The 13,716-nt window shown below is 43.2% G+C and carries 9 protein-coding genes; 4 read left to right on the top strand and 5 right to left on the bottom strand.

Translation table 11 applies throughout. The features are described from left to right. Together LYNGBM3L_RS48015 and LYNGBM3L_RS29035 are read right to left on the bottom strand one after the other, a co-directional pair. A partial coding sequence (locus tag LYNGBM3L_RS48015) for an RRXRR domain-containing protein (RefSeq protein ID WP_207554330.1) occupies nucleotides 1-122 on the bottom strand: 122 nt, incomplete at its 3' end. Between the two features lie 394 nt (nucleotides 123-516). Next, nucleotides 517-1,476 (bottom strand): YihY/virulence factor BrkB family protein, encoded by a 960-nt coding sequence (locus LYNGBM3L_RS29035; RefSeq protein WP_044495393.1) that lies wholly within the window; start codon nucleotides 1,474-1,476, stop codon nucleotides 517-519. Nucleotides 1,477-1,671: 195 nt separating this feature from the next. Between LYNGBM3L_RS29035 and LYNGBM3L_RS29030 the strand changes: the two genes are divergently transcribed. The 3 genes from LYNGBM3L_RS29030 (at nucleotide 1,672) to LYNGBM3L_RS29020 (ending at nucleotide 4,484) form a co-directional block, all read left to right on the top strand. Continuing rightward, nucleotides 1,672-2,208: a hypothetical protein gene (locus LYNGBM3L_RS29030; RefSeq protein WP_008189846.1), complete on the top strand. Its 537-nt coding sequence runs from the start codon at nucleotides 1,672-1,674 to the stop codon at nucleotides 2,206-2,208. Nucleotides 2,209-2,805: 597 nt separating this feature from the next. Next, entirely contained in the window at nucleotides 2,806-3,783 is a 978-nt protein-coding gene (locus LYNGBM3L_RS29025) for a class II glutamine amidotransferase (RefSeq protein ID WP_008189843.1), read from the top strand. A gap of 257 nt (nucleotides 3,784-4,040) precedes the next feature. Further along, nucleotides 4,041-4,484 carry a DoxX family protein gene (locus tag LYNGBM3L_RS29020; RefSeq protein WP_008189841.1) on the top strand — a complete coding sequence of 148 codons (444 nt, stop codon included), beginning with the start codon at nucleotides 4,041-4,043 and terminating at the stop codon, nucleotides 4,482-4,484. 261 nt (nucleotides 4,485-4,745) lie between these two features. Here LYNGBM3L_RS29020 and LYNGBM3L_RS29015 read toward each other — a convergent pair whose 3' ends face one another. Beyond that, entirely contained in the window at nucleotides 4,746-6,254 is a 1,509-nt protein-coding gene (locus tag LYNGBM3L_RS29015; RefSeq protein WP_161603203.1) for a tetratricopeptide repeat protein, read from the bottom strand. Nucleotides 6,255-6,346: 92 nt separating this feature from the next. Then, nucleotides 6,347-9,025, bottom strand: coding sequence for a type I DNA topoisomerase (gene topA, locus LYNGBM3L_RS29010; RefSeq protein WP_008189836.1), 2,679 nt, complete (start codon nucleotides 9,023-9,025; stop codon nucleotides 6,347-6,349). Between the two features lie 701 nt (nucleotides 9,026-9,726). Here topA and LYNGBM3L_RS29005 point away from each other — a divergent pair. Continuing rightward, complete coding sequence (locus tag LYNGBM3L_RS29005; RefSeq protein WP_008189835.1) at nucleotides 9,727-11,292, top strand: NAD(P)H-quinone oxidoreductase subunit N; 1,566 nt, start codon at nucleotides 9,727-9,729, stop codon at nucleotides 11,290-11,292. A 250-nt stretch (nucleotides 11,293-11,542) separates the two neighbouring features. Here the strand turns inward: LYNGBM3L_RS29005 and LYNGBM3L_RS29000 are convergent, their stop codons facing one another. Continuing rightward, nucleotides 11,543-12,598 (bottom strand): sulfotransferase family protein, encoded by a 1,056-nt coding sequence (locus LYNGBM3L_RS29000; protein WP_008189834.1) that lies wholly within the window; start codon nucleotides 12,596-12,598, stop codon nucleotides 11,543-11,545. Between the last annotated feature and the right edge of the window lie 1,118 nt (nucleotides 12,599-13,716).

Here is a 13,716-nt window from a genome sequence, read left to right as displayed (position 1 = left end):
ATAATTGTAAATGGATACCTTTTAAACACTTTGGCTCTACCTTGCTTGAGCAATAGTCTGGCTCTAGCCGGACGGCAAGGGTCTAATGGTTTAAAGTCTTTGTCAAGTACAAATACACGCATAATTGTGTTTTCTCCTATTGCTAGGGTGAGTTCGCTTAGCCAATGTTTTTTGAGTTTGTCTTGTTAATAGCACTGTCTTAACCCGTTTATGACTGTTTAACTATTAACCACAGAGCAGAAGACTAGCGACGCATCTAAAGGTGTGATAGCTCAAAAAACGTAGACTCAATAGTCTTAGGCTGGTCACGTCATGGACTTTTTCAAGCCCCCGTTATAGCCGTTAGGCGTGGGCGGTGGGTTCGTGACGGGCTTAAATAGGTTGTTTGGTTGAAGGTTGAAGGCAGAATGTAGAATGTAGAAGGCAGAAGGCAGAAGGCAGAATGGTGAGTTCTAAATTCTCAATTCTCAATTCTCAATTCTCAATTCTCAATTCTCAAAAGTGTTTCAGCTCATATCATGTTTTTTTTGCCTTGGCTAATTTTCTTGGTCTAGGTCTCCGATGGGATGCTTGCATTGCTTCTCCTACTATCACATTCAATTGATCCCCTAATAACAGTAGCAGAGAAGTCATGTAAAGCCAAAGCTGTAAGATAATCACGGCTGTTACGGTACCATAGACTTTGTTGTAATTGCTGAAATTGGCAGTAACGTAGTGCCGAAACAAGCCTGAAGCCACTGCCCAGGAAATGGCTGCTAAAACTGCTCCTGGCAATATCGGTGTGCCTAGCTGCCAACGGCTTGGTCCGTAGCGATAGATAAAGGCAAAGGATGCTGCCACCATACTCAGGGCTACGGGCCAGGTCAACAGACTCCAGAGTGTCAACAAGATGGAAGCTCCACTCGTATCAACGACTGTTTTTAGCACCCAGTGACTGATAAATACCAAAAAAGATGCAATCACTAGCAGTATGATACTACCAATGGTTAAGCCTAGAGAAATCAACTTAGCTTTCCAAAACGGTCGTTGTTGCTCTCGGGGGATGTGGTGGATGTGATCAAGGGCATTCATCGCTGCACTCAGTGCCCCAGAAGATACCCAAATGGCTATGATAAAACTCAGGGAAAATAGACTGCTATTGGTGCTGAGGTGAATCTGCTCGGTAAATTCCTGAATTGGCTGCACCGCCTGAGCCGGACCTACTTCCTTCATCATTTTCAGAGCTTGATTCTGTGCCACTTCACTCAGCTCGGGAGGGTGGTGGTACCAGGTTAATTGTAAGGAATATTCAAACAAGCCAATCGCTGTCAGAATTGCTAAAATTGCTGGAAAAAGCGCTAACATGGCGTTATATGCCATTTCAGCAGATAGACCCATTAAGCGACGTTCCATCGCACGCTTGAAAGTCTTCCTGAGGGTTACCAGATTCAGGTAACCAAAGAAACGGAAGAAACGAAAAAAACGCTTAGATAGCATAGGTTCTGATGTGAGCAGGGGCTTGCTACAAATTAATTTGCCAATTTTACCCGTAGTTTGCCCATTACTAGTGTTCAGTAGTTCAATTGACACACTTTAATATTTTATTGACAGTTTACCGTTAACCCGACCCCCTCAACCATAATTAAATTTGATTAAATTTGATTAGTGCTATAGCCGATGGAGTAGTTGTTGATGAGCAACAATGGGTCGCTTACCGAATGGTTAGCCCAAATCAAGGAACTGAAGCAGCAGCTGGCCGATAGCATTAAAGAGTGCCAGGCTGCGGATAAAAGTGCAGCTCATTGGCGTCAGTTATATAATACTGAAGCTCAGCAACGCCGTATCGAAAGCCAACTTGCTCAAGAGCAAATCGAAACTCTCAAGGCTCAACTGCAACAATTACAACAAGACGGATTTCAACTCAAATCAGATCAACTGGAGACGGTTTCGAGTATTGAGCAGAATGTGGAACAACTGCAAACGGTTGAGGAATTAAGGGCAACCCTTAAGTCAGTCATGGCAGAACGCGATCGCTTAATCGATGCCTTAAAGACTGAGCAAGCCAACCATGCTCAAACCCGGGAAAACTTAACGGTTGTGATTAGTGATACTGTTGAGCAACTGGCTAAGGAAAGAAAGAGTAAACCGTCCCAGGTAGAGGAGGTTACCGTCAGCGAGTATTCCCCATCTCCCGATCTTCCCAGCTTCGACAATGAAGATAGTTGGTAAGTATATGCGCTACTTGAGGTGCTACTTGAGGTGCGGTCAGCGGTCAGCGGTCAGCTTCGTGACTTCACTCAGATCAAAAAATGGTTACCTCTTTCATTCACAAACTGATAGCTGATAGCTGATAGCTGATAGCTGATAGCTGATAGCTGATAGCTGATAGCTGATAGCTGATAGCTGATAGCTGATAGCTGATAGCTGATAGCTGATAGCTGATAGCTGATAGCTGATAGCTGATAGCTGATAGCTGATAGCTGATAGCTGATAGCTGATAGCTGATAGCTGATAGCTGATAGCTGATAGCTGATAGCTGATAGCTGATAGCTGATAGCTGATAGCTGATAGCTGATAGCTGATAGCTGATAGCTGATAGCTGATAGCTGATAGCTGATAGCTGATAGCTGATAGCTGATAGCTGATAGCTGATAGCTGATAGCTGATAGCTGATAGCTGATAGCTGATAGCTTACCTACTCACTGTCCATCATAGGATTCATCACAATGGTGCGAGATATCACTACAACATTGCTCACCACCAAGTGTCACCTATAAGATATACTTTCCCTGAACTCTACAAATAATGACATCAAGGATAGTATCTATGTGCAGAGTACTGGGCTATATTGGAGAACCTTTAGCAATTTCCAAGTTAATCCTCGAACCTGATAATTCTTTGGTTAATCAAAGTTACGATTCAGATTACCATCATATGGTACAGTTAGCAGGGTTTGGACTTGCTACTTGGAAAAAAGACACTCTCAGCGCCAATTATCCTTTCATCTATAAAGGAACTAAACCACCTTTTTATGACAGAAATTTACAGTCTTTGTGTGAGAGTCATGAGACTAATTTACTTTTATCCCACATCCGAGCAGCATACTACACTTATGAAGCGGTTGTCCATGAGCATAATTGCCACCCGTTTATTTTTCCAGGATTCCGTTTAGCTTTAGCACACAATGGCTGGATATACGGGTTTCAAGAGATTCGCTTCCCTTTATTAAATAAGTGCAGACCAGAAATTATCCAGAATCTAGAGGGAAGTACCGATACTGAGGTAATCTATGCTCTAATTATGTCACAGGTCGATGATCCGACCAAGGATTTGTCTGTTGATGAAATTCTAGATGCTATCAACAAGACAGTTAAAATTATTCTTGATGTTCAAACTGAGTACAATTGTGAAGGAATCAGTGTTCTAAAATTGTTCCTGGCAGATAGTAATGATTTATTAGTTGCCAATCTCGGGATTGGCTATAACCGACAGCTAGATGTACCAGGTGACTGGCAAAAATTAACAAATGAAGAATTACAAGAGCTGAAAAGCGATAGAGAAAAAGATGCATTGTACCTCCTCAAGAGTCCTGTTTGGTCATTGAAGGGCAAAAATTTTGGAGATTATGATGGTTTTAAGATGCAATCTGCAGCAGATGAAGATGTACGCTCTGTTATTATTTCTTCCGAACCACTGACTGAAGATGTGACTGGTTGGTCAATGGTTCCTTTTCAACATATTTGTTTTTTCGATAACAATAATGGTAATCCAAGAGTTGAGACTAAACCATTTCCCTTCAACTAATTTTTATCCAGTCGCTGATTTCTAACTGGTAATCGAGTAGCTAGGTTGGGTTTAAGTGTTAGACCCAACCATCAATGCTATTGCAGTTATTAATTGGATGAGGTACTTACTTCTGGGTTGCGCGGGAGTAGGGAGTAGGGAGGAGGGCAGTCATAAAATCTGGTTATTTGTGGACTATACGGCGATTCAACTATAACATCCTTGATGCCATTTTCTATAATAAGGGGTTATAGCGCTTATCAAAAAACCTGGAAATTATGAAAAAATACATTCCACTCCTAGGGCGGATATTCCTTTGTGCTATTTTTCTTAAAGCTGGTATCGATAAACTATTTAACCCAACCTATACTCAACAATTGATGGAATCCAAAGGGGTTCCCGGTATACTGATTATTCCCACCATCATTATACTGTTGGCGGGTGGATTATCCGTATTACTAGGCTATAAAGCTCGTTGGGGAGCATTAGCGCTAATTGGATTTTTAATTCCCACCACCTTGATTTTTCACACAGATTTCTCTAATCAAATGCAAGAAATTCAATTTCTGAAAAATCTAGGACTAATCGGTGGATTATTGATGGTAGCAACCTTTGGACCAGGACCAGTTAGCTTTGATAACCGCAGTCTCTGGGATCGAATCCAGTTCGTCTTGCCATTAAAGTATGACTGGCGGAGAATCTTAGGTCGATTTCGGTTTTAGGGAGTCGGGAGTCGGGAGCGGTGCGACCCGTGGCGAATTTAATTCTTAATGCGGAAAGCGCACCGAGGGAATCGGGAAAGGGAGGGAAGTGTGGGAAGTTTGGGGAGATGGGTAGATGGGGAGTCAGATGAGGGAATTCATCAAGACCATGATAAAAAAAGTATTTAAAGATACCAAATTAATCCAAAACTACCTATTCCCTGTTCCCTGTTCCCTGTTCCCTCTTAAAAACTGGCAATTAGCAATCACCAATTACCATTTTCACCATTCCCTCAACTGTGTTACTAGCTTCTTAACCTTAGAACTGTTGAGGAATTGCAGAAATTCCTGGGTCAGCTGCTGCTCCTTTTGCCTAAACTCAAGAATACGGTCTTGCTGAATAGGAGTTCTTTCTGCTATCGGAATAGTAATCAGTTGATTGAGTTGTTTCCTCAGGGAAAGCTGCTGCTGCAAAATAGCCTCATAGCCTGCTTTGATTTGCTCCTCTTCAGGTAAGTATGGTATTTTTTCGTGAACCCTAGTTTGAGTCTTGTCTTGATTAGACAAATCGTCTTTTTGCTCTGGCACTGGGAAGAAATTTAGCACCAGTTGCGCCGACTGCACCCGTTTTTGTTGCTGCAGCAACTCAGATAAACTCAGGTAGGCATTATCCAAGTTGAGTTTATAGGACTGCTTTTGCTCCTGAGACAATTTCTCTTGAGACAGTTTAGTTACATCTTGCCCCAGGGACTGATATACATTGACTGCTTGCTTATGAAAAATAATGGCGAGTTCTGGCTGGTTTTGTGCCGCCAGGACAGCACCAATAGTCCTAAAGGTAAATGCTTCCCCAGCTAATGAACCCACTTCCCGATGAATCACTAGGGCTTGTTGGTGAGACTCTAATGCTTGTTGGTACTTTCCTAGGCGATGGTAAGCGATACCTAAATTATTCAGAAGCATTCCCTCTGAAATGCGATCGCTTACTTCTTTGGCAATAGTCAAGGCTTGCTGATAGGACAACTGTTCCTGTTCGTGCTTGCCTAGACGGTGGTAAACTAACCCTAGGCTATTGAGCAGTGTTCCTTCGTCTGCCTGTGACACTAGAGAATTGTTTTCCGATTTATCCAGTATTTCTCGATAGATATCGAGAGCTTGCTGGTAGGAATCCAGGGACTGGTGGTCTTGACCCAGCTTATAGTATATATTCCCCAAATTATGGAGAGTCCTGCCTTCGTAGCCACGATTGCTCACTTCTCGGTAGATGGCTAAGGCTTGTTGATAGAATTCTAGGGACTTTTGATCGTCCCCTAGGTTGGAATACGTTAACCCCAGATTATTAAGAGTACTCCCTTCCCCGGTGCGATCGCCTAATTCTCGATCAATTGCTAAGGATTGCTCAAAGAACGACCTGGCTAATTGATATTGACCAAGTTCATCATGAACCCACCCAATAAAATATAGCGCTACTCCTTCTTGATAGCGATCGCCAATGTTTCGTTTAAGTTCTAGGTACTTCTGGAAGCTCTCTAAAGCCTCTTGTAATTGACCTGTACTTAACTGTTGGCGACCTTTAACATAGAGCTGCTGGGGTGGAGTGACTTGGTCTTGGCTAGTTTGGTCAAGACTAGTTTGGTCAAGACTAGTTTGGTCAAGACTAGTTTGGTCTTGGCTAGTTTGGTCTTGAGCCAGAATAGGCGAAAGGGGGAATGTCAGAGAAATGAGTAAAGAGGCAGTGGTCAGCAGGAAGGATGAAGGAACATGAATAAAGGATAAGAGTTTTTGCTTCAATTCAAACTTCCTAGTTTCCACTTGACAATGGTGTTGTCACACCTTATTATATATATCCTGAGTTTAATCAGTTGGTCAGCAAGTACAATTACTTATTCACTCTCTAACTGAGCCTCTTGGTTATCATCTTTTGTTTTCTTAGTAGTCTTCTTGGTGGATTTCCCAGAGGTTTTATTTTTGGTGGAAGTCTTTGATTTACTGGACTTGCTACCAGATTTACCCGATGACGCCTTAGCTGCTATGAGTTCCAAGGCGGTTTCTAAGGTTAACTCCTCCATTGATGTTCCCTCTGGCAGAGAGGCATTAACTTTGCCATGGTTCACATATATGCCATAGGGACCCTGATAGATATTGACTGGCTCGCTATCTTTAGGATGAACCCCTAGTTCCCGTAAGGGTTTTTTAGTCTTGCTGCGAGAACCGCCCCTTGTCCTCTTAGGTTGTGCCAGCAGCTCTAATGCACGGTCTAGGGTAATTGTCAAGACGTTATCCTCAGCTTTTAGGGAGCGGTAATCTTTGCCCTCCTTCCCTTGGTCATGGACAACATAAGGACCAAAGCGTCCGATTGCGGTTTTGACCGGTTTGCCTGTTTCCGGATGAGGACCGAGAAGGCGGGGGAGTGCTAGGAGACCCACTGCCATTTCTAGGTGTACATCTTCCTTATTTACCCCCTTAGGCAAAGAGACACGTTTGGGTTTTTTCTTCTTATCCTCTGTTGCGTCACCTAGCTGTAGATAGGGACCATAATTTCCATTGAGGATATAAATTGCTTCACCCGTTTCTGGGTGTATTCCCAATTTCTCTGGCCCCTCCATTTTCTGCTGAATCAGTACCTGAACCTGCTCAATGTTTAGTTCAGCTGGGGTGAGGTCTTGGGGAATCGAAGCAGTAAGTACACCATTGCCATTGTTCACCTCGACATAGGGACCAAATTTGCCGATCCGGACTCTAGCATCGAGGTCTTCGAGTTCAACAGTACGGGCAACAATGGGGTCAATCTCATTAATCCGTTCCTTGACTTGGTTATCGAGACCCTTTTCTCCCAAATAAAAGTTCTGCAGGTAAGGAAGCCATGGCGCTGCTCCATTGGCAATGTCATCTAAGGTGCGCTCCATTTTGGCCGTGAAGCTCGTGTCCACCAAGTCGGGAAAGTTTTGTTCGAGCAAATTAGTAACTGCAAACGCCGTAAACGTTGGAGCAAGGGCATTTTTCAGTTTCTGAGCATAGCCTCGGTCAATGATAGTACCAATAATACTAGCGTAGGTACTGGGACGACCAATCCCCTCTTGTTCCAAGGTTTTGACCAAGGTCGCTTCCGTGTAACGGGCTGGGGGTTGGGTTTCGTGACCGATAGCTTCTAGTTCTCTACAGTTAGGATGATCTCCCACTTTCAAAGCTGGCAGAATCACTTCCTGGTTTTCTAGAGCAGCGTTGGGGTCATCAGACCCTTCCACATAAGCCCTTAGATAACCTGGGAAGTCAATGCGCTTACCGGTAGCCCGAAATCCGGCATTTTCCACTTGCAAATCAACCACAATTTGAGTTTGTCGAGCATCCGCCATTTGACAAGCAACGGTACGCTTCCAAATCAGGTCATAGACTTTAAATTCGCGATCGCTTAATCCCGTTTCTTGAGAAGTTTTGAATGTACTCCCTGCTGGACGAATGGCTTCGTGAGCTTCTTGAGCTCCTTTGCTCTTAGTGGTATACTTTCTCGGTTTGGGGCTAAGGTACTCTACCCCGTATTTTTGTTCAACGCAGCTACGGGCTGCTGTGATCGCTTGTTCAGACAAATGTACTGAGTCTGTACGCATATAGGTAATGAAACCCTTTTCATACAGACTCTGGGCAGTCCGCATCGTATCACGAGCCGATAGTCCCAGTTTCCGGTTGGCCTCCTGTTGCAGGGTCGAGGTAGTAAAGGGGGGTGAGGGTTTCCGAGTAACAGGTCGTTCTTGTAAATTAGTAACCGTCCAGACTTTATCATACAGGTTGTCTTTGAGTGCTTTAGCCTCCACTTCACTCAACAATTTGACCTGCCTACCTTCGATAATGTCACCTGTATTGGCATCGAAATCACTACCGGTAGCAATTTTCACCATGTCCAGGGTTACTAGCTTAGCATCAAAGGAACTTCCTGCTTCTAGAATCCCTTTCAAATCCCAATAGGTGCCCTTGCGGAAGGCACGGCGTCGGCGTTCTCGATTCACCAACAGCCGCACTGCTACAGACTGTACCCGACCAGCTGATAAGCCCCAAGCCACTTTTTTCCACAGCAGCGGTGAGAGGGTGTAGCCCACGAGTCGGTCAAGAATCCGCCTTGTTTCCTGAGCTCTTACCACCTGATCATCGATCTCACGGCAGTTTTGTAGGGCATTTTGAATAGCATCCTTAGTGATTTCGTGAAATACCATCCGCTTAGTTGGCACTTTCGGATTTAAGATTTGTAACAAATGCCAACTAATACTCTCCCCTTCTCGGTCTTCATCCGTAGCCAAAATCAGTTCATCAGAATCCTTCAGAGCTGCTTTGAGCTGTTGGACAACCTGTTTCTTGTCTTTAGGCACCAGGTAAAGCGGTTCAAAGTCAGCTTCCACATTTACCCCAAACTTAGCCCACTTTTCCCCCTTGTATTTTTCGGGGATTTCACTAGCTGATTGAGGTAAATCACGGACATGACCCATGGAGGCTTCGACCTGGTAACCAGGAGGTAAGTAGTTCCGAATGGTGCGAGCTTTAGTAGGAGATTCGACAATTACAAGGGTTGTCATCGGAGTTTCAACAATAGCGGCGGTGTTGAATAGTCTAATTTAAATACTATTTCTCAAAGGTCGAGGGAGTAAGCCAGTATACTTGCTCCCTACTGAGTGTGGGTATGGTTTTCCAGCATAGTTTTCCAGCATAGTTTTCCAACATTAAGTAGAACCCCCTGATGGCAGTATAAGCTTGCCTCTTAATTTCTACAGTACGCTACTTGTGTTGCAGGCTAACACGAACAAGGAGCAACTGTGTGGGAAAGGAAGTCAGGCAACTCGACCATAGGTACGGGGATTTGAGGGCTACTTATACTTATATATATATATGCGCTTCAGCAGTACTCCCTACTTTTTCGGATTGTGCCAGAAATAATCTTTACCTAGAGGTAAACCACGAATAGCTCATGTAGTATTCGCCATCCAATAGAGCACCGTTAACACCGTAAGTACACCCCTATCCCAATTCCTCTCACTGCTGCTCAAAGATTTGTAAACAATTCGTTCGTTGCCTTCAAAGGTAACATTGATCCGGTGTACGACATAGCTAGTCTCACCTTACCGTGGCACAGAGGGCAGTGAAAGGGCATAAATACGGAATTGTACTTTGTCCAATCTCCAAGGCATACAAGCCATTTTCCCAACTAGCTACAATCACCGATATGATAAGAAAGTTAATCTGGATACTCAAATAACCATAGATCATATCATTAAAGCCTATGGATTTTGCCAATCTTGCCGCCCAGTTGAATGCTGGGGTAATTTTGCCAGAGGGAATTGTAGTTATTACCCTCTTGCTAGTGTTAATCATTGACCTGATTGCTGGGAAAAAGTCGGCTCAAACTATTTCCTATGTAGCCATTGGGGGTCTACTTGCTGCCATAGTTGCCCTGTATTTCCAATGGGATGCTGCAAATCCCATTGCCTTCTTTGGGGAATTTAATGGTGACACCCTGAGTGTGGCATTTCGTGGCATCATTGCCCTATCGACTGTGTCAACGATTTTGATGTCAATTCGTTATGTGCAGCAGTCGGGTACATCCTTGGCAGAATTTATTGGCATTTTGCTCACGGCTACTTTAGGAGGGATGTTCCTGTCCGGGGCGACGGAGCTGGTTACGATTTTTATATCCCTCGAAACCCTCAGTATTTCCTCCTACCTGATGACGGGTTACATGAAGCGTGACCCCCGTTCCAATGAGGCCGCTTTGAAATATTTGCTGATTGGAGCAGCCAGTTCAGCCGTATTTTTGTATGGTGTCTCCCTATTATATGGGTTGTCTGGGGGACAAACGCAGTTGAGTGCGATCGCTCTTGGAGTTGCTGACCTAGAATCCGGTCAATCCCTAGGTCTTCTGATTGCGTTGGTGTTTGCGATCGCTGGTATTGCTTTTAAAATCTCAGCAGTTCCTTTCCACCAATGGACTCCTGATGTTTACGAGGGTTCTCCCACCCCAGTGGTAGCGTTTCTCTCAGTTGGTTCTAAAGCCGCTGGCTTTGCTCTAGCAATTCGTCTACTGATCACTGCTTTCCCATTGTTAAGCGATCAGTGGCATTTTGTGTTCACTGCTTTGACTATCCTAAGTATGATTTTGGGTAACGTAGTTGCCCTAACTCAATCCAGCATGAAACGGATGCTAGCCTATTCCTCTATTGGTCAGGCTGGGTTTGTGATGATTGGTCTAATTGCTGGGACCCAAGCCGGTTACGCTAGCATGATTTTCTACATGCTGGTTTACTTGTTTATGAACTTAGGGGCTTTCGCTTGTGTCATTCTGTTTACCCTACGCACTGGTACCGACCAAATTAGTGAGTATGCTGGTCTTTATCACAAGGATCCACTGCTGACTTTGGTTTTAAGTGTTTGTTTGCTGTCTTTAGGTGGGATTCCACCCTTTGCTGGATTCTTTGGTAAAATCTATTTATTCTGGGCTGGTTGGCAAGCAGGATTGTATACTTTAGTCTTACTAGGTTTGCTAACTAGTGTGGTTTCGATTTACTACTACATCCGTGTGGTCAAGATGATGGTAGTGAAGGAACCTCAAGAGATGTCGGATGTGGTGAAGAATTATCCCGAAATTCGCTGGAGTTTACCCGGTATGCGTCCGTTACAGGTCGGTTTAGTGATGTCGTTAATTGCGACCTCTCTGGCAGGCATTTTGTCCAATCCGCTGTTTTCTTTGGCCAATGATTCTGTTGTTAATACCCCCATACTGCAACAGGCCGTGATTAGTGCTGAGCTGTCTCAAGGGCATCAGGTTTCATTCATGAGTGCTGATAATTGAGGCCCTCAGAGCCATATACCCCAAGGGGTGCATCTCATATTTGTAAAAAAGAAGGGAAGTGTGGGGAGTGTGGGAAGTGTGGGAAGTGTGGGAAGTGTGGGAATTTTCGCCCGAATTTTTTCCTAATTGCATGGATTGAGATGCACCCGACCCCAAGCGCCCCTTCCTTTAGGATAGGGCGCGAACAAGAGATTTTAGCTTGAGTGAGTTAGCCTGACTTTACGGTCAGGCTTTTCTACTCATTGGAACCTCATTGGATCGAGTTTTGGGATAAATTTCTGGTCATGGATAATTGCAATGTCTTGAGAGTTACTAAAGCTTCACGGATTTTCCCTATCACTGGTTGAAGATTAGCTTTAGACAGTCTCCAATAGATGTACTGAGAATAATCTGCGTAGAACTTGAGTAACCTGTCAAATTGCCACGTTTTAGGAATACAGTCATAGCCTAGATGGAGCATGGTTTTATAATTCAGAATCTCCAAGACTGCTAGTTCTGAATCGCTAAGTTCGTGTTTCCAAGCCTCAATGCGATCGCTACTAACGGGTTTAAAGGTCTTGGCGTGCCATCCTAGCTCACGGGTCGGTACCAATTTTTTTTGAGCATTTTTTTTGTTAAACTCCAGCATTGATTGGCTAAAGGATACCCCGAGCCAATTACAAATTCCCTGGAGTTCTTCTTCTGGATTTGTCACTAAGTCTTCGTAGAAGAGGATATGAAACCGCTCGTCATTTTGATAGTGTTTAATGACCTGGAATAAATTTTGCCATTGTTTGGTTGTCGCTACCACATTGGCGATACAGGAGCCCTTCCAAGTTTTGGCAAATTTTTGCTCATTTCTTTTTAGGGAAGCATAGATTGCTCTGAGGTCTCGGATAATTAGAATTAATCTGGCATTAGGGAAATACTTGAGAATGGTCTTAATATTATAGATATTACAAGGATTTTTATCTCCCCAACAACCTGCTTGACCATCAAACTGCTGTATATAGGTTTGATAAACTGTGGCGACTGCTGTTGAATAATTCAGTGGTTTCTGAGCTGTCAAATTTTCTCGCAACTGCTGTCGGTCAATGTTCCACTCCCGAAACCTTGGATCACCGTAGATATCTGTCAAGAAGTTATCGATTTGATTGCTTAAGTCTTTCGATGAACCGTATTTTGGATCCAGATTAACAAAAAACCGACTTTCAGGAGGAATACAAAAATGAGGATGAGCGGTCAGCATTAACCGCAAAAGCGTTGTTCCAGAACGTCCCATCCCAAAAATAAAAAGTGGCTGATTTTGTTGAGACAAAGATTCCATAATGTGTCGATGACGGTAGAGTTTATTTTTGAACTTGAGCAATATAGCACCTTGACTTGTCTCAGCTTGCTTAGCTGATCTGTCCTATCACGTTAATTTGAACACTTATACTAGGCTTGATTAGCTTGAGTTAATTGAAAATTGTTAATTGGCAATTTTCAATTTTTATTTTCAATTAATGAACACCCAATACTGATAAGTAGTCAACCGAACTCACTATCAGCTTTTGACTATCTAATTCCCACTCTAATAGATAGCCCTAGTATAGTAACTGTGGGTCAAAAAGGGATTACAGCAGCTGATTTAGTATAGAGTATGCACCAGGACTGCAGGATTTTTAGTTTATTTGCCAAACCTTTAGGATTTCTCTGTGTCGTTGAATCTTTTTAAAATGCTACCCTGTCTTGATGCAATAGCGAGTGGTTTTGGCGCTGCGTGGGTCACCTGCGTCCGCACCTTGAAAGCCCCATGGGAACCCCCAAGAGCGCGCTCCATCACGCTTTTATTGAAATTATTCAGAATTGCTGAAAGCACGGAATTCAAAACCATGATTTATCCAGGGATAGCCAACTCGTCTTCCTGTGCGATTTCAGAACTATCAAGAAACTATAACTTATGACTTAGGAATTCATCAGTCGGAACTGATCAGGTAATTAACCAGCCTGGAATCACAATTCTGAAGTCGTTTGACAGCCTAATTGCTCCCTGATGATGACGAGATACACCAAATCTTTTTTCCTCTTAACAGTATATTTACTAATTTTTTACATTGTCAAGCCAAAGTCTGATAGATCAGCCTTAAGACGTAAATTTGGGGAAAATCACCTCAAAATTCCTCAAAATTTCTGAAAACTTTATAAAAATAATATATAATTAATTGGTTTAATTAATATTATTTCAATATAGAAAAATTCATCTACATAACTTAAATATTATAACCCTCAAATAACTTAATTCAATAGCAAGGCAAAAGGCTGAGTGGTCAGTGCGTCAGTACGTCAGTAGGTCAGTGGGAAAATGACTAAATTCATTCATATTTATGATGACTAATGACGATAGCATGACTCAAATAGGTGAGGTACACAAGTGTTTGATTTTAGGGGCCAGGGAACAGCGGA

The sequence above is a fragment of the Moorena producens 3L genome (genome assembly GCF_000211815.1).
In the GTDB taxonomy this organism is placed as follows: Bacteria; Cyanobacteriota; Cyanobacteriia; order Cyanobacteriales; family Coleofasciculaceae; genus Moorena; species Moorena producens.
This window is presented reverse-complemented; position numbering and strand designations above follow the sequence as displayed.